The sequence below is a fragment of the Pandoraea sp. LA3 genome, assembly GCF_022696215.1.
Classification (GTDB): domain Bacteria; phylum Pseudomonadota; class Gammaproteobacteria; order Burkholderiales; family Burkholderiaceae; genus Pandoraea; species Pandoraea capi.
Map to the genome: position 1 here is coordinate 94,984 of NZ_PTPY01000036.1, position 24,093 is coordinate 119,076.

The following is a 24,093-nucleotide window of genomic DNA, read 5'->3' on the forward strand; positions in this document are numbered from 1 at the left end:
CGCGAGAACGTCGGGATCGGGGGCGCGAATGTAGGGAAAAGCCCTCACCAGACGGGATTCCGCCAGCCGGTTGAGGGGCTGGCGGAGGTTTGGCATCGACGCCGCAATCACGGGCTCAGCCGCCCGCGACGATCCGGCAGACGTCAGAAACCGAGGCTCGCGAGCAGGTCGTCGACCTGACCCTGATCCGACACGATGTCGGTGCGCCCTTCCTTCTTGATCTGCGGCCCGTTGAGCAGGGAATCTTCCGCTTCCTTGCGCTTTTCGGGCGGCATGTTCTCGAGCAGCGTCTGGAGCAGATGCTTCTCGATCTCCTGCACCACGTCCATGATCTTCTTGATGACCTGCCCGGTCAGATCCTGGAAGTCCTGCGCCATCATGATTTCCATCAGATGGTTGTTGGTCGCGCGGGTGTCGTCCGGCACGCGACGCAGGTAGGTGCGGGTCTCGGTGACGAGCTTGCGGGCGTCGTCGAGTTCGAGAGGCTGGTCGAACCACTTGGCCCAGCGCTCGTCGAGCGCGTTGGCGTCCGCTTCGAGACGGTCCTGAATGGGCTTGGCCAGCTCGATCGCCGTCAACGCCCGCACCGCCGCCTGTTCGGTCATGGTGGCGACGTAGTTCAGGCGGTCGCGTGCATCCGGAATGGCCTCGGCGGCCTGTTCCAGTTGCTTGTCCAGACCGAGTTCACGCAGGTTGTCGCGCAACATGCGCGTCAACTGCCCGATGCGCATGAGCATGCGCTCGGCCGGATCCGCCTCGCCGGTCACGTAAGCGCCGCTGGGCTCACCCGGCCATTCAGTGCTCGACTCGTGGGTCACGTTCAGGCCCCCGTTTTTTCCATTTTCTCGAAGATCTTGCCCAGCTTCTCATCGAGGGTCGCGGCCGTGAACGGCTTGACCACATACCCGCTCGCACCGGCCTGGGCGGCGGCGATGATGTTTTCCTTCTTGGCTTCGGCCGTCACCATCAGCACGGGCAGCTTCGAGAGGTTGGGATCGGCGCGGATTTGCTGGAGCATCGTCAGGCCGTCCATGTTCGGCATGTTCCAGTCCGACACCACGAATTCGAAGCTGCCGCCGCGCAGCTTGGCGAGCGCCGCCGCGCCGTCTTCCGCCTCGTCGACATTCGAGAAACCCAGCTCCTTGAGCAGGTTTCGCACAATGCGACGCATCGTCGGGAAGTCGTCGACGACCAGGAACTTCATGTTCTTATCAACCATCATCACTCCAATTCTGCCGGTCCCCCTCGGGGGGCCGACGATATTCATGGGCAAATTCCGCCGTCACTCAGTGCCCTGAGTGTGGACGCAAATCGCTGCGGACCATACGGCGAAAAAACGCCAAAAACCGAACTATACCCGTTGCGTGCGTTCGCCGAATTTCGCGACCTGATGAAGCACTTTTCGGGCCATCTCGTGCAACGGCACCACCTCTTCCGCGCCGCCCATCGCAATGGCCTCGCGCGGCATGCCGAACACGATGCAGCTCGCTTCGTCCTGCGCGAACGTGTGCGCACCGGCGCGGCGCATCTCCACGAGGCCGGCCGCACCGTCGCGGCCCATGCCCGTGAGAATCACCCCGATGGCGTTACGTCCCGCGTGCACGGCTGCGGAGCGAAACAATACATCGACCGACGGCCGATGTCGATTCACGGGCGGCGCCGGATCGAGCAGCGCCACGTAGTTCGCGCCGCTGCGCGAGAGTTGCAGGTGGGTGTCGCCGCCCGGCGCGATGTACGCGTGCCCCGGCAACACACGTTCGCCATGCTCGGCTTCCTTCACCGTGATGCGGCAAAGCCCGTTCAGGCGCTGCGCGAACGACTTGGTGAAGCCCGCCGGCATGTGCTGCGTGATCAGAATCGCCGGCGCGTCCGGCGGCATCGGCACGAGCACTTCACGAATCGCCTCCGTGCCGCCCGTCGACGCGCCGATGATGATCAGCTTTTCCGTCGAGACCAGCGGGTTACGCAGCATCGGCGCGGCTTCCACCGGTGCCGGCGCGGCACTCTTGGGCGGTGCGCTGCGCACGCGGGCACGCGCGGCGGCACGAATCTTGTCGGCGATCATCTCGCCGTATTCGAGCATGCCGTCACGAATCCCCAGACGCGGCTTCGTCACGAAGTCCACCGCCCCGAGTTCGAGCGCGCGCATCGTGACTTCCGAGCCACGCTCGGTCAGCGACGACACCATGAGCACCGGCATCGGACGCAGGCGCATGAGCTTCTCGAGGAAGTCCAGCCCGTCCATGCGCGGCATTTCGACGTCGAGCGTGAGCACGTCCGGGTTGTGTTGCTTGATCAGGTCACGCGCCACGAGCGGATCGGGTGCGGTCGCCACGACGGTCATGTCCGGATGCGCATTGATGATCTCCGTCATCAGGCTGCGCACAAGTGCGGAATCGTCCACGCACAGGACTTTGATTGGTTCGCTCAAGCCTCCTCCATTTTTCGGTTGTCAGGCCCCGGCCGAGGCTTGGCATTTCTGGCCGGTGGCGCAAAGAGTTCTACGGAGCCCCGTACTTCGCGTGCACGCAAACGCTGCGCGTACGCCTGTTCCCGCTGGACGATGGCCGGATCGCCCCGGTCGCCCAGCTTCTTGACCATCACCCGCCCGGTGCGCGGCAAAAAGCACACCTTGCGCGGATGCGGTCCGAGCAGATCCTGCGCAGTCACGCGAATCTGCTCCATCTCGAGATAGCGCAACACGAAATTCGCATTGCGATCGCCGATATTCAATGTGGTCATGCCCGCGAGCACCGCGCCGCCGCCGAAGACCTTCGCCTCCAGACGCTCGCGCCGCGCGCCGAGCTTGATCAGCTCGTTGATGAGCATTTCCATCGCGTAGGCGCCGTAACGCATGGACGCCGAGAGTAACCGGTCGCGCTCGCTTTCGCCATCGTCGGGCAGCATGAAATGGTTCATGCCGCCGATGCCCGTGACGCTGTCGCGCACACACGCGGCGACACAGGAACCGAGCACCGTCACGAGCATGATGTCTTCGGTCGTGACGTAATACTCCGAGGGCAGCAACTTCACCGCCTGCGTGTTGAACGCATTGTCGAAGTAGTGGTTGGTCGCCAGCGCTTCGGCCAGTGGCTGTGCCATCTCAGGCTCCCCGTGCGCCTGCACCGGCCAGTTCGTACACCGTCTGCCCGCGCAGACGGAACGCCCGGCTCACATACGTAAAGTTCTCCGAGTGGCCCGCGAAGAGCAGGCCATCCGGCTTGAGCAAGGGCACGAAGCGCTCCAGAATGCGCGCCTGCGTGGCCTTGTCGAAGTAGATCATCACGTTGCGGCAGAAGATGACGTCGAACGGTCCGCCGATCTGCCACGACGGCGCGAGCAGGTTGAGCGGCTCGAACGTCACCAGTTGCTGCAATTCGGGACGCACCTTGATCTTCCCCGAGTTCGCTCCCGTGCCGCGCAGGAAGTGCCGACGCAGTTGTTCCTGCGAGAGCTTGCCGGTCTGCTCGCCGTTGTAGACGGCGGCGGACGCGCGCGCGAGCACCTGGGTGTCGACGTCGGTGGCAATCACGCTCGCATTGGGACGCGAGCCGAGCGTGTCGACCAGCGTCATCGCGATCGAATACGGTTCTTCGCCCGTCGATGCCGCACAGCACCATACGGAAATCGGTTTGGCGCGGTTGCGCACGAAGTCGGCCAGCAGCGGGAAGTGGTGCGATTCGCGGAAGAACGATGTGAGGTTCGTCGTCAGCGCGTTGGTGAACGACTCCCATTCGCTGTCGCCGGTATCGGCTTCGAGCATGTCGAGGTATTCGGTGAAGCTCGTCATGCCGAGCGCACGCAGGCGCCGGGCGATGCGGCTGTACACCATCTCGCGCTTGTGTTCGGCCAGCGCGATCCCGGCACGCTGGTAGATCAGGTTGCGAATGCGGCCGAAGTCGGCCAGCGAGAAGGCGAAGTCGCGCTCGCCCGAGAGGGCGGCACCGCTTGCGCGCGCGAAATCCGCGCTGCGCGAGCCAGCGTCGCCGTCGGTGCCGGAGGCACCGCGACGCGTCAGATGCGAGGTGTTGCGCGAATCAGTCATGGTGTCTCACTTTGTCACGGCGTCATGTACCCGCCGATCCCCATTTCCACTACTAAACTGCCGACGTCATTACTGCTAAACCAGCGGTGCCCTTGCGCTGCCCTGCCCGGCTCATGCCGCGCGTGCCATCGGTCGCGGTGCGCTGTCGCGACGCGGCGTCCCGAGCGCGTGCACGCTGCCTGCCGCTGCGGCACTTCCCATGCCGCCGGTCTGGAACACCGACACCGCCGCACGCAACTCGTGCGCCTGCGATTCCAGCGCCCCCGCAGCCGCAGCCGCCTGTTCCACCAGCGCCGCATTCTGCTGCGTGACTTCGTCCATCTGGGTCACGGCGCGGTTGACCTGCTCGATGCCGCCGGACTGTTCGGCAGACGCCGCCGAGATCTCGCCCATGATGTCCGTCACGCGTTTGACGGCCTGCACGATCTCTTCCATCGTCTGACGCTGACGCGCCACCAGCGCCGTGCCGTCCTGCACACGACGCGACGAATCTTCGATCAGCGCCTTGATTTCCTTCGCCGCCGCCGCACTGCGCTGGGCCAGCGTGCGCACTTCGCCGGCCACCACGGCGAAGCCACGTCCCTGCTCACCCGCGCGGGCGGCTTCCACCGCCGCGTTCAGCGCGAGAATGTTTGTCTGGAACGCAATGCCGTCGATCACACCGATGATGTCGACGATCTTGGTCGAGCTGGTCGAAATGCCGTCCATGGTCGCACCGACCTGCCCGGAGACTTCCCCGCCGCGCGTGGCGATCTCGGACGCGTTCACGGCCAACTGGCTCGCCTGACGCGCGTTGTCGGCGTTCTGGCGCACGGTGGCGGTGAGCTGTTCCATCGACGATGCGGTCTCTTCGAGCGACGCCGCCTGCTGCTCGGTGCGCGCCGACAGATCGGTGTTGCCCGCCGCGATTTCGTGCGCAGCAGTCGTGATCGACTCGGTGCCCTCGCGGATCTGCGAGATGGTGCCGGCGAGCGTGTGCTGCATGCGTTGCATGGCATACAGCAGGCTCTGTGTATCGCCCTGCGCCACGTTCACATGGCTATGCAGATCGCCGCTCGCGATGCGATGCGCGATCTCGGCCGCATATTCGGGTTCGCCGCCGAGGCTGCGATGGACGTTACGGATGATCATGATCATCGCGGCCGTGACGATGGCGCCGATGACGAGCAAGGCGATGCCGAAGCGTGCGAGCGTGGCGTAGAAGGCCTCGTCGATATCCTGCACATACACGCCGCTCATCATTCCCCAGTCCCACGGCGCGTAGTACTTCACGAACGAGAGTTTGGCGAGACGCTTGTCGCTGCCGGCAACACGCCCGAAGTAATCGACGAAGCCCGCGCCCTTGTCCTTGGCCACGCGCGCCATTTCGACATAGAGCAGCTTGCCGTTCGAATCCTTGTAGGTGGAGACGTCCTTGTTCACCAGATCGGCGAGCGTCGGATGCATGAGCACGGTCGGCCTGGTATCGAAGATGACCACGTAGCCGTTGCCGCCCTCGCCGTAGCGCATGGCTTTCAGGCGCGCCATCGCCTGCTGCTTCGCTTCGTCGACGGTAATCTTGCCCGCCGCCGCCTGCGCGGCGTATTCGCGCACGATGCCATCAGCGCTCGTGACGATGTTCTCGACCGACGCGCGACGCTCCGACGTCATCGTGCCGCGCTCATGCCACGCAGCCCAGCCGCCGAGAATCAAAAGACCCAGCCACATCAGCGCGAGCGCCGACCAGAGTTTTGCCTTGAGACTCAACTGCATCATGATGTGACCCTCCACCACCCGCCTGCCGGGACGCTGCACTGAGGCGCGGCGCGCACGACGGCTTTTGTCTTGCCGATTGTTGCCACTTGCCGACACGCGCCTCTGGCTTCCCCACGATCTTGCTGTGCGGGGAGAGACGCGTGCACCGTTCCTGTAAGTTGTTGCGTGACTGCGTTAATGCGCCGTCGTTAGCCGATCAGAACGTTTCCCAGTCGCCGTTCGCGTCGTCCGTGCCGGTGCGCGCAGCAGCCGATGCTGCCGGTGCCGCCGCGGGGGCAGGCTTGCGCAACGGGGCCGGTGCGGGCGTGGCCTTGGGCGCAGCCGCCGGTGCCGGCGCTGCGGGCGCCGCCGCCTTCTTCACGGCCGCCGGACGCGCGACGGGCAGCGCCGCCAGCGCCGGGGCGACATGGCTTGCAGCCGCCTGGCTGGCGTCGACACGGAACACCGACACCGTCGTCTTCAGACGGTTGGCCTGCTCTTCGAGCGAGCCGGCGGCAGCCGCCGCTTCCTCGACCAGCGCCGCGTTCTGCTGCGTGACTTCGTCCATCTGCGTGATCGCGCGGTTGACCTGCTCGATGCCGCTCGACTGTTCGGCAGAGGCTGCCGAAATCTCACCCATGATGTCGGTCACGCGCTTCACGGCCTGCACGATCTCGTTCATCGTGTGGCCCTGCTGGGCGACGAGCGCCGTGCCGTCCTGCACGCGACGCGACGAGTCTTCGATCAGCGCCTTGATTTCCTTCGCGGCGGCAGCGCTACGCTGGGCCAGCGTGCGCACCTCACCGGCAACCACGGCGAAGCCGCGGCCCTGCTCACCGGCACGCGCGGCTTCCACCGCGGCGTTCAGCGCCAGAATGTTCGTCTGGAACGCAATGCCGTCGATCACGCTGATGATGTCGACGATCTTGCTGGAGCTCGTCGAGATGCCGTCCATCGTTTCGCCGACCTGACCGGACACCTGACCGCCACGTGTGGCGATTTCCGAAGCGTTCACGGCAAGCTGGCTGGCCTGACGGGCGTTGTCGGCGTTCTGACGCACGGTGGCCGTCAGTTGCTCCATCGACGATGCGGTCTCTTCGAGCGATGCAGCCTGTTGTTCGGTGCGGGCCGACAGGTCGGTGTTGCCTGCGGCGATCTGCTGCGCGGCGGACGTAATCGACTCAGTGCCCGAGCGGACCTCGGCGACGGTGCGCACGAGGCTGTCCTGCATGTGCTTCACGCCCTTGAACAGACGACCCGTCTCGGTGTCGTTCCACACATCGATGCGTTGCGTGAGGTCGCCGCCGGCGATCTTCTCGAAGTGCTTGATGGCGTCGTCGATCGGGCCGACGATGGCGCGCGTGAGGGTGATCTGCGTCACGATGCCGACCAGCAGACCGACCGCCAGACCGATACCGACCATCCACATCACCATCGTGTAGCGGGCTTGCGCCTGAGCGTAACGGGTCTCGGCGTTCGTGACCTGCATGTCGGCGAGGGTCGTCATCGCCTTGGTGTAATCGGCGAACAGGCGCGGCACGTCCATGACCGTCTTCGCGTGGAAGTCGGGAATGTCACCCGATTCGATGGCCTTGAGCGCGGGCAGAATGCCGTCGTTGTTCACCTTGCCGCGTGCCGCAACCACGGCGTCGGCCAAGCCCTTCTCCTGATCGCTCATCGGCAGCGCTGCGTAGGATGCCCAGGCGTCGTCCGCTTTCTTGAGATTGGCACGTACGCTCTCGATGGCCGACTTGATCTCGGTCGGATCGGCAATGAACTCGATACGCGACAGCGTCACGCGCGCGCCCAACGTCGAGATCGTCGTCTGCGCGAGCGAGCGCGCCGACGCCATGTCGTTCGTATAGATCTCTTGTAGCGATGCGTTGCTCTGTCGCAGCGAGATAAGTCCCACCGCTGCGCCGACAATCAGCAGCACCATGAAGAGTCCAAGCGCCAGCGTAAGCCGTGCCCGGATGGTGACATTCTTAAACATAACGACCTCTACCCCGTGAAGACCGGTCATTGACCGGTATAGCCATCACAACAATCTCGACTCTTGGCCGACGCTTTGCATCCACGTACCGTCAAAACTCTTCCCAGTCGCCCGGGTCACTGGTCTTTGCCGTCGACGTTGTGCCCGTCGATCCGCCGGCCGGGGGCTTGCCCCGACGTGCTGCCAGTTGCAGCACCTGTGCATCTTCCTGTGTGTCCGTCGCAGCGGGCGTCGTGGCCTGCGGGCGACGTGTCGCCGTTCGCGTCGCCGCGCCGCCTGCGCTCGCGCGCGCCGGTGCCACACCCACCTGAGCCGCCTGAGCGGTCTGCGCCACGGATGCGGCGTGCGTTGCCTGTGCTGCTGCCGTCGTCGCCACCGGCTTCGATACCGGCTGGCGCGTGGTCATCGTGCTGGTTTGGGCGATCACGTGACGGGCGCTCGGTGCGCCGGCCGCCTGGAACGCGTCGCCGACCCGGAAGACGGACACGGCGTCGCGCAGACGGTGTGCCTGATCTTCCAGCGATCCGGCCGCAGCCGCCGCTTCTTCGACCAGCGCCGCGTTCTGCTGCGTGACTTCGTCCATCTGGGTGACAGCGCGGTTGACCTGCTCGATACCGCTCGACTGCTCGGCAGACGCCGCCGAGATCTCGCCCATGATGTCCGTCACGCGCTGCACGGCCTGCACGATCTCGTCCATCGTGGTGTGACCGGCCTGCGCCACCAGCGCCGAGCCATTCTCCACGCGCCCGACCGAGTCTTCGATGAGGACCTTGATTTCCTTCGCGGCGGCGGCACTGCGCTGCGCCAGCGTGCGCACTTCGCCTGCGACCACGGCGAAGCCACGACCCTGCTCACCCGCGCGGGCGGCTTCCACGGCCGCATTGAGCGCCAGGATGTTCGTCTGGAACGCGATGCCTTCGATCACGCTGATGATGTCGACGATCTTGTGCGAGCTCGTCGAAATGCCCTGCATCGTGTCGACGACGTTACCCACGACCTGACCGCCGCGCGCGGCGATCTCCGAAGCGTTCACGGCCAGCACGCTCGCCTGTTTGGCGTTGTCGGCGTTCTGCTTGACGGTCGCCGTCAGCTCTTCCATCGACGACGCGGTCTGCTCCAGCGACGCCGCCTGCTGCTCGGTACGCGCCGACAGATCGGTGTTGCCCGCTGCGATTTCGCGCGAGGCGATGTTGATCGATTCGATGCCTTCACGCACGTCCGAGACGATGGACAGCAAGCTGTTCTTCATCACGGTCAGGCCGAACAACAACTGCCCGATCTCGTCGCGCCCCGTGCCTTCGGCCTTGCCCGTCAGGTCGCCCGCCGCGATCTGCTTCGACATGGCCAGCGCCACGCGCAGCGGATGATTGATCGCGCGGCGCAAAATGCTGCCGAGCACGAACAGCACGATGATGCCGCCGATCACCGCCACCGCCGTCGCCGCGCGCACCAGCGTGTGTTCCTTCTGCGCCTGCTGATACAGATCGGTGGCCTGCGTGAGTTCGAGGCGCGTGAGCGCGTTCAGCTCGTCGCGCATCGGGCCGTAGGCCGGCTTCACTTTTTCCAGATATGTCTGCTGCGCGCCCTCGGCCGAACCGACCCGCAGCATCTCGACCGTCTTTTGCAGACCGTCGCTGGTGAAACGCTGACGAATCACGTCGAAGCGCTCGGCCTGCGCCCGCGTGTTGGCGTCGACCGTCTTCATGTACTCCGCCCACTGGCGGTTGATGTCGTCGAGACTGCCTGCGATCTCGTCACCCGCGCGCTTCATCGTGTCGAGGTTCGGGCTGCCGACGGCCTCGGCCACGAGCCACACGTCGCGATCGAGCTTCTGTCCGATCGTGCCCAGCGTGCTCACCGGCACCATGCCGTTCTGATACACCTGCAACAGCTTGGTGTTGCTGCTCGACACGCCCCACAGGCCCAGCCCGCCGACGATCGCAAGCAGGACCGCGCCGAGCACGATGATGCCGGTCAGCCGTGCGCGCAGCGTGTCCAGACGCACGCGACGCGCGAGCGCCGCAATGCCGCCACGCTCGACCTGGCCGCCGCGAATGCGCAGGCTGCCAGCCTGTCCGTTGCGAAAGCGCGCGTAGAGGTCTTCGGCTTGCGCGGCGGCGCCTGCGGCCGGGCGCACACGCACAGACGTATAGCCCACCACCGCGTTGTTTTCCAGCGTCGGCGTGACGGTGGCCAGCACCCAGTAGAAGTCGCCGTTCTTGCGGCGGTTCTTGACCAGCCCGGTCCACGTGTCGCCGCGCTTGATCGTCTCCCACAGATCGCCGAAGGCCTCGGCGGGCATGTCGGGATGGCGAACGATGTTGTGCGGCGACCCCAGCAGTTCGTCGCGCGAATAGCCGCTCACCTCCACGAAGGCGGGATTGGCGTACGTGATCCGCCCCTTCAGATCCGTCCGAGAGATCAGGTACTGATGCTCGCCGATGACGAATTCGTTCTGGGTAACGGGCTGGTTATCGCGCACGTGCTCGGTCTCCGTGGACTGGGGTGAGTGGGTTATGTCTGTAAGGGTGACGCGGCGGGTGTCTCGGCCCGCCTGCTGATTGGCACTTTGGCGTCTCGCTGCCGTTTCCGGCGTCGGTCTGACTTAGCTCGCCAGACGCTCGATGAGCGCCATGTCGTCGCTGGTCATCAACTTCTCGATGTCCATCAGGATCAGCATGCGGCCTTCGACCGTGCCCAGCCCCGTGATGTACTCGGTGGCCAGTTGCGCGCCGAACTCGGGCGCCGGCTTGATTTCGCCGCGTGCGAGCGTCAGCACGTCGGACACGCCGTCGACCACCATGCCGACCACGCGACCCGCCACGTTCAGAATGATCACGACCGTCTGCGTGTCGTATTCGACGCGGCCCAGACGGAACTTGATGCGCATGTCGACGATCGGCACGATGATGCCGCGCAGGTTGATCACGCCCTTGATGAAGTCGGGGGCGTTGGCGATGCGCGTGACCGCGTCGTAGCCGCGAATTTCCTGCACCTTCAGAATGTCGATGCCGTACTCCTCTTCACCGAGCGTGAAGACGAGAAATTCCTGGCCGTCGCCATCGGTCTGCATGGCGCCTGCGTGGCGCGACACGGCCTGCTCTTGCGAAAGGTTGTCCATCTAACGCGTCTCCGACTTCAGTTGAAGATGGTGGCGGCGGCCGACCGTTGACCGCGCTGGAGCGCCGCCACGTCGACGATCAATGCCACACTGCCGTCACCCATAATGGTGGCGGCGGAAATACCGTGAATACGGCGGTAATTGGTTTCGAGGTTCTTCACCACGACTTGCTGCTGACCGACCAGCTCGTCGACGAGCAACGCGAAGCGGCGCCCTTCGGCTTGCAGAATGACGATGATCCCCTGCGTCGGATCGAGACGCGCCTCGGGCACGTCGAACGCGCGGTACAGCTCGACGAGCGGCAGGTACTCGCCGCGCACCAGCACGACCTGGCCTTCGCCGGTCACCGCACGGATGTCGTCGCGACGCGGTTGCAGCGACTCCATTACGAAGTTCAGCGGCAGGATGAAGATCTCCGGGCCGACCTTGACGGACATGCCGTCGAGAATGGCGAGCGTGAGCGGCAGCACGATGCGGATCGTGGTGCCCTTGCCGCGCGTGGAGAGAATCTCCACGTGGCCGCCCATCTGCTGGATGTTTCGCTTGACGACGTCCATGCCCACGCCACGGCCCGACACGTCGGTCACGGCTTCGGCGGTGGAGAAGCCCGGCGCGAAGATCAGTTGCCAGACTTCCTCGTCGGCCATCGAGTCGGACACGTTCATGCCCTGCTGCTGCGCCTTGGCGAGAATCTTCTCGCGACGCAGCCCCGCGCCGTCATCGCTCACTTCGATGACGATGTTGCCGCCCTGGTGCGCGGCGGACAGCACGAGCTGGCCCACCGGGTCCTTGCCCGAGGCCACGCGCAGTTCGGTCGTCTCGATACCGTGGTCGAGGCTGTTACGCACCAGGTGCGTGAGCGGATCGATGATGCGCTCGATCAGGCTCTTGTCGAGTTCGGTCGCCTGACCGAACGTGACGAGTTCGATCTGCTTGCCGAGCTTGGTCGCGAGATCGCGCACCAGACGCGGGAAGCGCGAGAACACGTAATCCATCGGCATCATGCGGATGGACATCACGGCTTCCTGCAAGTCGCGCGCGTTGCGTTCGAGCTGCCCCATGCCGTTGAACAGGCGGTCGTGCAGCATCGGATCGAGGCTGCTGGCCGTCTGGGCGAGCATGGCCTGCGTGATCACCAGTTCGCCCACGAGGTTGATGAGCTGGTCGACCTTTTCCACGCCCACGCGAATCGAGCTGTTCTCGTGACCGGCAGCGCCGCCGGCGGCGGGCGCCGCGGCACGCTTTTCCGGCGGATGATGCGCGCCGTTTCCGCCACCGGAGGCGGCGGCCGGCGGTGCCGCAGACGGCACGACGATCGGTTCGGCCGCCGGCGGCGGTACAACGGCTTCGGGCGCAACCGGTGCAGCAGCGACCGGCGCCATGGCGGCGGGCACTTCGATCGGTGCGGACGCGGCCGGGGCCGGGGCCGGCGTGAAGATTTCGGACGTCTGCACCGGGGCGGCAGCCGGTTCCGGTGCAGGGGCAGGCGCGGCCACTGCCGACGCGTCCTGCACGTCGATCTGCGACGGTTCGATCACGAAGCAGCACACGGCGAGGATGTCGTCGGCGTCGCAGGTGGTGTCGAGCCACAGGTGCAGCGCGTCGCCGACCGACTGTCGACCGGCCACGGTACCGAGGTTGCCCAGTTCTTCCGCGAGCAGCGTCTGATCCTTTTCGCCTACGCCGGTGAGCGTGACCTTCAGACGCGTCTGGCCCGGCGGGATGGCGCCGCTCGGCGCACCGCTGGCGTCCGTTGCAGGCTCAGCCGCTTCGACCGGTGCAGCAGGCGCCGCCACGGGTGCGGGGGCTGCGGCTTGCGTGAACGGCGACGTGGGAGCCGCGGAAACCGGTGCGCCCTCACCTTCGGCGGCCAGTTGCTGGAGTACGGCGCAGATGCGCTTCATTGCCTCGGCATCGGGCTCACTGGAGGCGCGGTAGGCATTCAACTGTTGATGCAACACGTCTTTGGTTTCCAGGAAGGTATCGACCATCTCGGTGCGCAACTGCAATTCACCTCGACGTGCGCGATCGAGCAAGTTTTCCAGCAGGTGTGTGGTTTCGGTCAGCGCGGTGAAACCGAACGTCGCAGCGCCGCCCTTGATCGAGTGCGCCGCCCGGAAGATCGCGTTCAGTTGCTCGTTATCGGGCGCGCTGACGTCGAGCGCAAGCAGGAGGTGCTCCATCTCAGCGAGCAACTCTTCCGCTTCATCGAAAAAGGTCTGGTAGAACTGGGTGATATCCACCGGTTTCCTCGTCCTAACTTGGTTGTGCCATCGACGCCGTCGACTTCATCGTCAAGCGCCTTCGCCGACGAGCGAACCGACCACGTCGAGCAATGCTTCAGGGTCGACCGGCTTGATCAGCCAGCCGCTGGCGCCCGCATCGCGGGCAGCCGTCTTGTAGGCGCTGTCGACTTCGGTCGTCAGTACCAGAATGGGCGTTTGGGCGAACGTGTCGAGCTCGCGCAGCGCGCGGATGAGCGACAAACCGTCCATGCCGGGCATGTGCTGATCGGTCAGCACCAGATCGAAGCTCGCGTTCGACGCCAGCGCCAGCGCTTCCTGCCCGTCGCGGGCGGTCGTCACGGCGTAGCCGGCTTCGTCGAGCGTTGCCGCCAGAATCTGACGCATCGACGCGGAATCGTCGACGGCGAGAATCGTGTTGCGAATGGCCTGCATGCGTCTCCTCTTGTCGGTTATCGCGGACTCGCGCCCGGCGCCGTGGGGGCTGTCGGCGGTGCGGGGGGCGCGGGCAGATTCGGCACACCCGGCACGGCCGGACGCTCGCCGCTCATGGCTGCGCTCACCGCGTTACTGCCTGCGCCGCGTGCGTTCGCGGCGTCGATGGTCGGTTGATCGACTTCGTGCTTGACCGACTGCTCGGCGCGGCGGTTGAGCACGATGATGCTGATGCGGCGGTTGATCGGGTTGTAGGCATCGTCGCGATCGAGCGGCACGGTGGACGCCAGTCCGACCACACGCAGTACCTTCTCGCCATCGAGACCGCCCGCAATCAGTTCGCGACGCGACGCGTTCGCGCGATCTGCCGACAATTCCCAGTTGCTGTAGCTCTTGTCACCTTGCGCGTACGCCGTGGCGTCGGTGTGACCGGACAGGCTGATGCTGTTCGGCACGCCGTTGAGCGACTTGCCGATCTCGCGCAGGATGTCGCGCATGTACGGCTGCACCTGCGCGCTCGCATTGGCGAACATCGGACGGTTCTGGTCGTCCACGATCTGGATGCGCAGCCCTTCCGTCGTCACGTCGATGAGCAGTTGCTTGCGGAACTGCTTGAGCGTGGGGTTACTTTCGATCGCTTTCTCGATGCGCGCCTTGAGATCGCGCAAACGTTGTGCGTCGGCACGCTCGGCCATCTCGGCCGTGGTCGCGTTACGCGCGCGTGCCTGATCGCCGCGCGCCTTCTGGCCGTCGGTGCGCGTGGTGTCCGTGCCGCCGCCCGGGATCACGCCGCTGTTGTCGGCGGCGTTACGTCCGCCGGTGAGGGCGACCTTGAGCGGCGTGCGGAAGTATTCCGCGATACCGGTGAGTTCCTTGCTGCTCACGGAGCTGAGCAGCCACATCAGCAGAAAGAACGCCATCATGGCCGTCATGAAGTCGGCGTACGCAATCTTCCACGCGCCGCCGTGATGGCCGTGCCCGCCGGCTTTGCGGCGCTTGACGATGATGGGCCGCTCTTCTTTCTCGCTCATTGCGCTCGCCCGTCAACGTGCCTTGACCTGTCGCACGTGCTCTTCGAGCTCGGCGAACGACGGACGTACGGTGGAATACAGCACCTTGCGGCCGAACTCGACCGACAGGGCCGGTGCGTAACCGTTCAGGCTGGCGAGCAGCGTGACCTTGATGCACTCGTAGAGCTTCACCGACTCGTTGATGCGGTGTTCGATGAGTTGCGCCAGCGGCGAGATGAAGCCGTAGGCGAGCAGAATGCCGAGGAAGGTACCCACGAGCGCCTGCGCGATGAGCGCGCCGAGCACGGCCGGCGGCTGGTCGGCAGACGCCATCGTATGCACCACGCCCATCACGGCCGCCACGATCCCGAAGGCCGGCATGGCGTCGCCCGTCTTTTGCAGACAGTGGGCAGGCACTTCGCCCTCATGGCGGTAAGTTTCGATTTCGTGATCCATCAGGTTCTCGATCTCGAACGCGTTCATGTTGCCGCTGACCATCAGTCGCAGATAGTCGGTCAGGAATTCCATGATGCGCGGCTCGCCCAGAATGCGCGGGTATTGCGAGAACACCGGGCTCGATGCCGGATCTTCGACGTCCCCTTCGATGGCGAGCATGCCGTCCTTACGCGCTTTCGCGAGCAGCACGTACAGGAGCGCCATCAGCTCCATGTACAGCTCTTTGGTGTATTTCGAGCCCTTGAACAGCATCGGCAGCGCTTTCATCGTCGCCTTGATCGCCTTGCTGTTGTTGCCCACCACGAACGAGCCGACGCCCGCGCCACCGATGATCAGCAGCTCGGTCGGCTGAAACAGCGCGCCCAAGTGGCCTCCGCCAATGACGAAGCCGCCAAAGACCGATGCCAGAACGATGATGTAACCAATGACGACAAGCACTGCCGGATACCTCTCGCAAAAATACGTCTACGGAAAAATGTCCTTCCTGTTCAGAGGGCTTAACGGCAGACACGCAGGGAAACTGTAGGGGCGGGATTACCTCAGGGTGTTCTCGTCGGGCGGCCCGTTCAGGCGGCCAACGGGGAAATGTCCGAGTCCGGCTCGGCGGATGCCACGGCCGGCGCCAGATCGGCGGCGTGCGCGTGTTTTGCTTTCCGGGTCTTTCCGGCGCGCGACGGCGGCTGGCACAGGCCGCAAACGTACTGACCATGCGGCTCGTGAGCGTGCGTGACGAAGTGACCGCCGCAGCGCGTGCACGGCGTCATCTGCAACATCTTGCTGTCGAAGAAGCGCACCAGCGTCCACGCCCGGGTAAATCCGAGCACCGCTTCCCAGCCATGCAATTCCACGTGTTCCAGGTACAGGCGGTACGCCTTCACGATGGCCTCGATCCCCTGGCAGCCGCCGTATTGCACGAGGTGGCGGTAGATGTTGTGGAAAAGCGACGAGTGGATGTTGGGCAGCCACGTCACGAACCAGTCGGTCGAGAACGGCAGCATGCCCTTGGGCGGCGACGCGCCCTTGAGTTCTTTATAGAGTTTGATGAGCCGGTCGCGGCTCAGGCTCGTTTCCGCTTCCAGCAACTGGAGGCGGGCGCCGAGTTCGATCAGTTCGATGGCCAGCTGAATCTCGCGGGCCTCGAGAACGACGCTTTTGGTACGCATATACAGGCTTCCTGGCAAATCACGCCAAGCGCAGTCCACTCATACGACAGGGACGGCGCGAGGCGTGCGTCGCGTATGTCGTACGTTCAGCCGATCTGCTCGACGGGCTGACCCGCGAGCAGAATCGAAGCGTGCGACTGCTGCATACCCACGTCTTTCGCGCCGTGCGTGAGGCTCGAAAGAATCACGTGGTCGTCGAATCGAAATCGGCACAAGAGCTGGTTCGACCCCGCGAACTTGACGAGTTGTGCAAGGGTCAGGCTGCCGAGGACGTCGGCAAGCTGGTCGCTGATGCCCAGGCGGAACATTGCCGCCGCGCGATCCTCACGGATCAGGCGCTGAGCCAGGACGAGGTAGGAGAGATTCAACTCACGAATCTCATTCAGTGTTTCGCTGTTTCGCATGCGGCCCCCCGGCGCAATGGATGAATCTGGCGGTACTACTGTCTATTCCCTCGCATTGTGGACAAGGGCGAAAGATAAAGAAATCGGAGAAAAACTACAGAAGGGAGCAAGAAAAGCGGAAGTTTTTTGTAGGAATTTTTCCTACACGCGAGGCGCGCAGCGATCCGACGACGCGCTCGGGGGGAACGTTCGGTGACAGAGTGTGAACGCTTCATGAAAGTGTCACGAAGCTACGCTCTACTACTTGACTGTATTTCGGCGGACTTTTGCCGAACTTTAGCCATCCTTGCAAAAAATTTCAGGGGGGCTTCTGCGAGGGTTGGCTGATTCGTACTTTGCCTATTTCGTAGGCACCGGAACAGCCCAATTACAAAGTGTTACAGATGTAGTGGGGCGCGCCGAATTCTAAGTTTGGAAGCGGCGCTCTGGTTCCGGTTCCCGAAGATTTGCAGGGAATCGCGAAGCGCCATCTTACAAATCCTTCCAGGCGCGCTCGTCTCGTTATTCCGGTTTCGTCAGTTGATACGTACTGACGCCCCATATCCCGCGACGTTCCCGCCGTCACGTCTTGACGATGCGTTGAGGAAAACTACCGGACGGGGATCCTACGTGTAGGACAAACCGGCGGCAGGATCTCGTCGACATCCACAGCCGCCCGGTCCGGGGCGTCAAACCTCTGCCCTCATCTGCGCAGGGCGCACCCGATCGGTACGACTGAGCGCGGTACCGCCGTCAGGCAGTGCCCGCCGCAGGCGGCAGGGCCGGTCCGGCACGGCGGATCAGCACCGTGTGGAAGCACCACGACAGCACGCCGCACACCGCCATGACGGCGGCCATCGGCACCGCCGAGCGTGCGTGCAACAGACCGACGGCGGCACCGGCGCTGGCAGCGGCGAGGAACTGCAATGCGCCGAGCAAGGCCGATGCGGCGCCCGCGCGTTGCTGCTGACGGTTGAGCGCTTCGGCAATGGCGTTCGGCTGCGAGAAGCCGAGGCTTGTCACGTAGGCGAACAGCGGCACCATCAGCCCGATGAGTCCGCCGAGCCGCAGCGCCGCCACGGCCAGCATCAGCAAGCCGAGAATGGCGACGAGATTGTTGGTCCGGCGCAACACGGCAGCCGGCCGGCGCGTGCGCAGCAGGTACGCGTTGATTTGCGAACCCGCGATGATCCCGCAGGCATTCAGCCCGAAGAGCCAGCCGTAATTTGCCGGATCGATGCCGTACAGGTTGATGAAGACAAACGGCGAGCCGGTGATGTACGCGAACATCCCCGCCTGGGAGACGCCCCCAGCCAACGCATTGCCCATGAATTCGCGGTCGCGCAGCAACACCCCGTAGTTATGCCACGCCGTGGCCAGCCAGTTGCGCGCCTGCTTCGCCGCCTGACGCGTCTCGGGCAACCAATAGACGGCCATCGCGAAACACATCGCCCCGAACACCGTCAGGCCCCAGAAGATCCAGCGCCAGCCAACGAAGTTGAGGACTTGCCCGCCAACGAGCGGCGCGAGAATCGGCGCTGCGCCCATGATGAGCGTCATGCGCGACAGGACACGCGCCACCGTCGCCGTATCGAACAGATCGCGCGCCATGGCCCGTGCGATCACGAAGCAGGCGCACCCGCCGACCGCCTGAATGAAACGGCTGACGATCAGCGTCTCGATGTTCGGGGCGAGTGCGCAGCCCGCCGACGCGAGCGTGTAGAGCGCCAGACCGGCATACAGCGGACGCTTGCGACCGTAGCGATCGGCAAGCGGGCCGTGCAGCAACTGGCCGAGGCCCAGCCCGATGAAGAACGATGCGAGGGAGAACTGCACCGCCGCGTCCGTCGTATTCAGTTCGCGCGCGATGCTCGGCAACGCCGGCAGGTACATGTCGATCGACAGCGAGCCGATGGCCGACAGGATGCCGAGAACGAAAACGGTGCGGAAAGTTTGAGCGGGCATTGAGCGAAACCTAGGGTAATCCCGAATGATACGGCATTCCCCCCGGCTTCGCTTAAAAAATAAGCAGAGAATGCCCGAGCGCTTCGGGCATCCTCCGGCGGGTCGTCGGCGTCAGGCCGTCTTCGCTTCGTGAAGGCCCAGCGATTCGACCATCTGCTCACGCATGATGAATTTCTGCACCTTGCCGGTCACCGTCATCGGCATTTCGTCGACGAACCGGATGTAGCGCGGGATCTTGTAGTGCGCAATCTGATCCTTGCAGAACGCCCGGATATCGTCCTCCGTCGCGCTCTGTCCCGGTTTGAGCACGATCCATGCGCAGACCTCTTCGCCGTACTTCGCATCCGGCACGCCGAACACCTGCACCGCCTGCACCTTGGGGTGACGGAACAGGAACTCCTCGATTTCGCGCGGATAGATGTTCTCGCCGCCGCGAATGAGCATGTCCTTCACCCGGCCGACGATGTTGCAATAGCCGTCTTCGTCGAGCGTGGCCAGATCGCCGGTGTGCATCCAGCCGTCGCGAATCGCTTCGCGCGTGCGGGGTTCGTCGTCCCAGTAGCCCTGCATCACCGAATACCCCTTGGTGCAGAGTTCGCCCTTCTCGCCAACGGGCACGATCTCCCCTGCGGCATCGACGAGTTTGACTTCGAGGTGCGGCTGCACACGCCCGACCGTCGTCACGCGCTTTTCGAGCGGATCGGTCGTCGTGGTCTGGAACGACACCGGACTGGTCTCCGTCATGCCGTAAGCAATCGTCACTTCGCTCATGTGCATCTGATCGATCACGCGTTTCATCGTCTCGATGGGGCACGGCGAGCCGGCCATGATGCCTGTGCGCAGCGTATCGAAGTGGTAGTTGCCGAAGTCCGGATGATCGAGCTGCGCGATGAACATCGTCGGCACGCCGTGCAGGGCCGTGCAGCTCTCCTCGGAGACGGCCGCCATCGTGGCCTTCGGATCGAACGCTTCACTGGGGAAGATCATCGTCGCGCCCGTCGACACGCAGGCGAGCACGGCGAGCACCATGCCGAAGCAGTGATAGAACGGCACCGGAATGCACAGGCTGTCACGCTCGGAGAAGTCCATCGCCATGGCGATGTAGCGACCGTTATTGACGATGTTGTGGTGCGTGAGCGTCGCGCCTTTCGGATTACCGGTCGTGCCGCTCGTGAACTGGATGTTGATCGGCTCGAAGCAGTCGAGCCCATCGGAGATTTTGCGCAGCGCGTCGAGGTTGGCATCGGCGCCGAGCGTCACCACGTCGCTGAAATTCATCATGCCGGGGGTGGTCTCCATCCCCATGCGGATGATGGTGCGCAGCGTCGGAAACTTCTCCGACTGCAACTGGCCGGGGGCGCACGTCGCCAGTTCGGGCGCGAGCACGTTCAGCATGTCGAGGTAGCGCGAGGTCTTGAACGACTCCGCCGCGACGAGCGCCTTGCAGCCGACCTTGTTGAGCGCGTAGTCCAGCTCGGCCATGCGGTAGGCGGGGTTGATGTTCACGAGAATCAGCCCGGCACGCGCGGTCGCGAATTGCGTCACCAGCCACTCTACGCGATTCGGCGACCAGATGCCGACGCGGTCGCCCTTCTTCAATCCGAGGGCAATGAGCCCGGCGGCGAAGGTATCGACGTGTGCGATGAACTCGCGCCATGTCCAGTCCACCCCCTGCTCGCGAAACACGACGGCCTGACGCTCCGGAAACTTCGCCGCCGTCTCCGCAAGCAGTCCGAATACCGTCAACGTCGACAGCGGTACGGTGGTATCACCCTTCACATACGACAGTCCATTACGAGGTACAACGCCCGCACCTTCCCGGCTTTCCATGCTTTTGTCTCCTGAAGCACTGCTGAAGTGGTGAATGCTGTCGCGTGACGACGATGACGCCGTCCGCCCCGGTGACGCGCGGTGAGGTCGAGGTGGCAGACGCTGTTGGCGCTGCCGGCGCGATTGGCACGGATCGCACGGGTCGCACGAATGGCGCGGGCGGGACCTCCGGTGCTTTTGGCACCTCGGCCGCGGGGGTTCAGCCAATACTCGCCGACGGGGATTACGTCTCGCTGACGAAGGGCCTGCCTGTCGCTGATATCGCTGATTCAAGCGACGGAAAGCTTCTCTTCGTAACAATAGCGCGTCACACAGAATTGACGTTTACGTTAACGTAATTTAAGTGACGAATCGAGTGGGGATGGCCCTGATTCAAGCCAGTCGCCCCCTGTGTGCCGTGTGCCGTGTGCCGTGTGCCGTGTGCCGTGTGCTCGGGTGCTCGGGTGCTCGGGTGCTCGGGTGCTCGGGTGCTCGGGTGCTCGGGTGCTCGGGTGCTCGGGTGCTCGGGTGCTCGGGGCTCTGGGCTCTGGGCTCTGGGCTCTGGGCTCGGGGCACCAGACGCTGATCGTGAGTTCAACGCTGCGGACGCGCAAAAACAAAAGCCTCAGACATTCTCATGTCCGAGGCTTTTACCGTCTCGACGTCGCGACGCACGTTTTTTCAACGCTTGCCACAACGCTTTGACTGACATTGCACGGCGCGCGGGCCGTACAACGCCGGAATTTACTTCTTCGAGCGCAGCTTCGAGATCGCAGCGAGTTGTGCCATCGCTTCGGCCAGTTCGGCCTGAGCAGTTGCGTACTCGATGTTCGATTCCTTGTTCGACAGCGCTTCTTCTGCACGGCGCTTGGCTTCGTTAGCCTTCGCTTCGTCCAGATCCTTACCGCGGATGGCGGTGTCGGCGAGCACGGTCACCGTGCCCGGTTGCACTTCGAGAATGCCGCCTGCGACGAAAACAAAGTCTTCGTTACCTGCTTCGTCCTCGATGCGCACCGCACCCGGCTTGATACGCGTGATCAGCGGCGTGTGGCCGGGCAGAATACCCAGCTCGCCGGCTTCGCCGGGCAGCGCCACAAAGCGCGCCTTACCCGAGAAGATTTCCTCTTCCGCGCTGACGACGTCTACGTGAATGGTTGCCATAATCGCTCCCGTTGAGTGTGATGAAGCGGCAGGCGCGCCAGTCCGGACGTTGCCGTCCTCGCTTCGCTACCCCGCCCCGCAACAGTCACCTGCCGGACTTCGGTGGTGTCTCTCGCGAGACCCCGCCGTTGCCCGGCACTCAACCGTTTACTGCATCTTCTTGGCTTTTTCGAACGCTTCGTCGATCGTGCCAACCATGTAGAACGCCTGCTCCGGCAGGTGGTCGCACTCACCGTCGACGATCATCTTGAAGCCGCGGATCGTTTCCTTGAGCGGAACGTACTTGCCCGGCGAGCCCGTGAACACTTCTGCCACGTGGAACGGCTGCGACAGGAAACGCTGGATCTTACGCGCGCGGGCCACGGCGAGCTTGTCGTCCGGCGACAGTTCGTCCATACCCAGAATCGCGATAATGTCGCGCAGTTCCTTGTAACGTTGCAGCGTCGATTGCACGCGACGGGTCACCGTGTAGTGCTCTTCGCCAATCACGTTCGGGTCGATCTGACGCGAGGTCGAGTCGAGCGGATCGACTGCCGGGTAGATACCCAGCGAGGCGATGTCACGCGAGAGCACGACGGTGGCGTCCAAGTGACCGAAGGTGGTTGCCGGCGACGGGTCGGTCAAGTCATCGGCAGGCACGTACACGGCTTGCACCGACGTGATCGAGCCGGTCTTGGTCGACGTAATACGCTCTTGCAGCTTACCCATTTCTTCAGCCAGCGTCGGCTGATAGCCCACGGCCGACGGCATACGGCCGAGCAGTGCCGACACTTCGGTACCGGCCAGCGTGAAACGGTAGATGTTGTCCACGAAGAACAGCACGTCGCGACCTTCGTCACGGAAGTGCTCGGCCATCGTCAGACCGGTCAGCGCCACGCGCAGACGGTTGCCCGGCGGCTCGTTCATCTGGCCGTACACCAGCGCGACCTTGTCCAGAACGTTCGAGTCCTTCATTTCGTGGTAGAAGTCGTTCCCTTCACGGGTACGCTCGCCCACACCGGCAAACACCGAATAACCGCCGTGTTCCTTGGCGATGTTATTGATGAGTTCCATCATGTTCACGGTCTTGCCCACACCGGCGCCACCGAACAGGCCCACCTTGCCGCCCTTGGCGAACGGGCAGATCAGATCGATAACCTTGATGCCGGTTTCGAGCAGTTCCGTCGACGGCGACAGCTCGTCGAATGCCGGAGCCTTCTGGTGAATCGAACGGGTGTGTTCCTTGGCGATCGGACCGGCTTCGTCGATCGGACGGCCCAGCACGTCCATAATGCGGCCCAGCGTCGGCTTACCGACCGGCACCGTGATCGGCAGACCCGAGTTTTGCACCGTCATACCGCGGCGCAGGCCTTCGGAGGAACCCAGACAGATGGTACGGACCACGCCGTCGCCCAGCTGTTGCTGGACTTCGAGCGTCAGTTCCGAACCTTCCATGGTGAGCGCGTCGTAGATCTTCGGCATGCTGTCGCGCGGGAACTCCACGTCGATAACGGCGCCGATGCACTGTACGATCTTGCCTTCAATCAAAGCAGTACTCATCGCTTTTCCTTTAGATACTCAAATTCATTTCGCCTTACGGCGCATCGGCCCGTGCCACCGCTTACACTGCGGCGGCGCCACCCACGATTTCGGACAGTTCCTTCGTAATCGCTGCTTGACGGCCCTTGTTGTAGACCATCTGCAATTCACCGATCACGGTCTTTGCGTTGTCCGACGCGGCCTTCATGGCCACCATGCGGGCGGACTGTTCCGACGCCATGTTCTCTGCGACTGCCTGATACACGACAGCTTCGACGTAACGCACCAGCAGGGCATCGACGACCGTCTTCGCATCCGGTTCGTAGATGTAGTCCCACGAATGCTGTGCCGGCACCGCGCTCGCTTCTTCCGATTCGCCTTCGAGCTTCTCGGGCAGCGGCAGCAGTTGCTCGACCACGGCTTCCTGCTTCATCGTGTTGACGAAGCGGTTATAAGCCAGGTACACGGCGTCCAGCTTGCCTTCGGCATACGCATCGAGCTGCAACTTCACAGCGCCGATCAGCTTGTCCAGGTGCGGGGTGTCGCCCAGTTGCACGACATGCGATACCACCTTCGCGCCGATACGGTTCAGGAAGCCGAAGCCTTTGCTACCGATGGCGGTAGCCTCGATCTTCAGACCCTGTGCTTCGATTTCCTTCAGCTTGTTCACCACGGCACGCAGCACGTTGGTGTTCAAGCCGCCGCACAGGCCCTTGTCCGTCGTCACCACGATGATGCCGGCGGCTTTCGCGTCGGCATGCTTCACCATGAACGGGTGGTGGTATTCCGGATTCGCCTGGCCCATGTGCGCCGCGATCTGGCGCACCTTGTCAGCGTACGGCCGGGCATGACGCATGCGTTCCTGCGCCTTGCGCATCTTCGACGCGGCCACCATTTCCATGGCCTTGGTGATCTTGCGCGTGTTTTGCACGCTCTTGATCTTGCCGCGAATTTCCTTCATTCCAGCCATTGCTTACTCCTTGTCTCGGCGCGACGTTCGTTGTTGCTTGAACATCGCGCCTTCCCGGGTCCGTTGAATAGTTACCGATTCAACCGG

Annotated in this window: 20 protein-coding genes; all 20 read right to left on the reverse strand. The window is 63.9% G+C overall.

Going from position 1 to position 24,093, the window contains the following annotated elements; all coding sequences use genetic code 11:
- Positions 1 to 143: 143 nt before the first annotated feature.
- Positions 144 to 767 carry a protein phosphatase CheZ gene (gene cheZ / locus C5N93_RS18980; protein ID WP_256388788.1) on the reverse strand — a complete coding sequence of 208 codons (624 nt, stop codon included), beginning with the start codon at positions 765 to 767 and terminating at the stop codon, positions 144 to 146.
- A gap of 53 nt (positions 768 to 820) precedes the next feature.
- The gene (gene cheY / locus C5N93_RS18985; RefSeq protein WP_042113604.1) at positions 821 to 1,219 is read right to left on the reverse strand and encodes a chemotaxis response regulator CheY; all 399 of its coding nucleotides are present in this window, start codon (positions 1,217 to 1,219) and stop codon (positions 821 to 823) included.
- A 132-nt stretch (positions 1,220 to 1,351) separates the two neighbouring features.
- The gene (locus C5N93_RS18990) at positions 1,352 to 2,431 is read right to left on the reverse strand and encodes a chemotaxis response regulator protein-glutamate methylesterase (protein ID WP_083254242.1); all 1,080 of its coding nucleotides are present in this window, start codon (positions 2,429 to 2,431) and stop codon (positions 1,352 to 1,354) included.
- Entirely contained in the window at positions 2,428 to 3,102 is a 675-nt protein-coding gene (gene cheD / locus C5N93_RS18995) for a chemoreceptor glutamine deamidase CheD (RefSeq protein ID WP_069344481.1), read from the reverse strand. The genes C5N93_RS18990 and cheD overlap by 4 nt, the downstream gene beginning before the upstream one ends.
- Position 3,103: 1 nt before the next feature.
- The gene (locus C5N93_RS19000) at positions 3,104 to 4,045 is read right to left on the reverse strand and encodes a CheR family methyltransferase (RefSeq protein WP_242560502.1); all 942 of its coding nucleotides are present in this window, start codon (positions 4,043 to 4,045) and stop codon (positions 3,104 to 3,106) included.
- A gap of 111 nt (positions 4,046 to 4,156) precedes the next feature.
- Entirely contained in the window at positions 4,157 to 5,800 is a 1,644-nt protein-coding gene (locus tag C5N93_RS19005; RefSeq protein WP_242560503.1) for a methyl-accepting chemotaxis protein, read from the reverse strand.
- 196 nt (positions 5,801 to 5,996) lie between these two features.
- Positions 5,997 to 7,772: a methyl-accepting chemotaxis protein gene (locus C5N93_RS19010; protein WP_242560504.1), complete on the reverse strand. Its 1,776-nt coding sequence runs from the start codon at positions 7,770 to 7,772 to the stop codon at positions 5,997 to 5,999.
- Between the two features lie 91 nt (positions 7,773 to 7,863).
- Positions 7,864 to 10,254 (reverse strand): methyl-accepting chemotaxis protein, encoded by a 2,391-nt coding sequence (locus C5N93_RS28365; RefSeq protein ID WP_301232337.1) that lies wholly within the window; start codon positions 10,252 to 10,254, stop codon positions 7,864 to 7,866.
- A gap of 123 nt (positions 10,255 to 10,377) precedes the next feature.
- Complete coding sequence (locus tag C5N93_RS19025; RefSeq protein WP_237170157.1) at positions 10,378 to 10,845, reverse strand: chemotaxis protein CheW; 468 nt, start codon at positions 10,843 to 10,845, stop codon at positions 10,378 to 10,380.
- A 65-nt stretch (positions 10,846 to 10,910) separates the two neighbouring features.
- On the reverse strand, positions 10,911 to 13,136 hold the full coding sequence (cheA, locus tag C5N93_RS19030) for a chemotaxis protein CheA (protein ID WP_301232339.1): 2,226 nt from the start codon (positions 13,134 to 13,136) through the stop codon (positions 10,911 to 10,913).
- A 51-nt stretch (positions 13,137 to 13,187) separates the two neighbouring features.
- Positions 13,188 to 13,571 carry a response regulator gene (locus tag C5N93_RS19035; RefSeq protein ID WP_069341125.1) on the reverse strand — a complete coding sequence of 128 codons (384 nt, stop codon included), beginning with the start codon at positions 13,569 to 13,571 and terminating at the stop codon, positions 13,188 to 13,190.
- A gap of 17 nt (positions 13,572 to 13,588) precedes the next feature.
- Complete coding sequence (gene motB, locus C5N93_RS19040) at positions 13,589 to 14,602, reverse strand: flagellar motor protein MotB (protein WP_242560505.1); 1,014 nt, start codon at positions 14,600 to 14,602, stop codon at positions 13,589 to 13,591.
- A 12-nt stretch (positions 14,603 to 14,614) separates the two neighbouring features.
- A complete protein-coding gene (motA, locus tag C5N93_RS19045) occupies positions 14,615 to 15,475 on the reverse strand; it encodes a flagellar motor stator protein MotA (protein ID WP_023598342.1) in 861 nt (286 codons plus the stop codon).
- A 128-nt stretch (positions 15,476 to 15,603) separates the two neighbouring features.
- Entirely contained in the window at positions 15,604 to 16,200 is a 597-nt protein-coding gene (gene flhC, locus C5N93_RS19050; RefSeq protein WP_150722839.1) for a flagellar transcriptional regulator FlhC, read from the reverse strand.
- Positions 16,201 to 16,286: 86 nt separating this feature from the next.
- Positions 16,287 to 16,604 (reverse strand): flagellar transcriptional regulator FlhD, encoded by a 318-nt coding sequence (gene flhD, locus C5N93_RS19055; RefSeq protein ID WP_023598340.1) that lies wholly within the window; start codon positions 16,602 to 16,604, stop codon positions 16,287 to 16,289.
- A gap of 732 nt (positions 16,605 to 17,336) precedes the next feature.
- Positions 17,337 to 18,548: a Bcr/CflA family multidrug efflux MFS transporter gene (locus C5N93_RS19060; protein WP_242560506.1), complete on the reverse strand. Its 1,212-nt coding sequence runs from the start codon at positions 18,546 to 18,548 to the stop codon at positions 17,337 to 17,339.
- A gap of 111 nt (positions 18,549 to 18,659) precedes the next feature.
- Positions 18,660 to 20,378 (reverse strand): AMP-binding protein, encoded by a 1,719-nt coding sequence (locus C5N93_RS19065; protein WP_242560507.1) that lies wholly within the window; start codon positions 20,376 to 20,378, stop codon positions 18,660 to 18,662.
- 723 nt (positions 20,379 to 21,101) lie between these two features.
- Positions 21,102 to 21,518, reverse strand: a complete 417-nt coding sequence (locus C5N93_RS19070; RefSeq protein WP_069341120.1) for a F0F1 ATP synthase subunit epsilon — start codon at positions 21,516 to 21,518, stop codon at positions 21,102 to 21,104.
- 147 nt (positions 21,519 to 21,665) lie between these two features.
- The gene (gene atpD, locus C5N93_RS19075; RefSeq protein WP_069341119.1) at positions 21,666 to 23,057 is read right to left on the reverse strand and encodes a F0F1 ATP synthase subunit beta; all 1,392 of its coding nucleotides are present in this window, start codon (positions 23,055 to 23,057) and stop codon (positions 21,666 to 21,668) included.
- A 61-nt stretch (positions 23,058 to 23,118) separates the two neighbouring features.
- Positions 23,119 to 24,006 carry a F0F1 ATP synthase subunit gamma gene (atpG, locus tag C5N93_RS19080; protein WP_069341118.1) on the reverse strand — a complete coding sequence of 296 codons (888 nt, stop codon included), beginning with the start codon at positions 24,004 to 24,006 and terminating at the stop codon, positions 23,119 to 23,121.
- Positions 24,007 to 24,093: the final 87 nt, after the last annotated feature.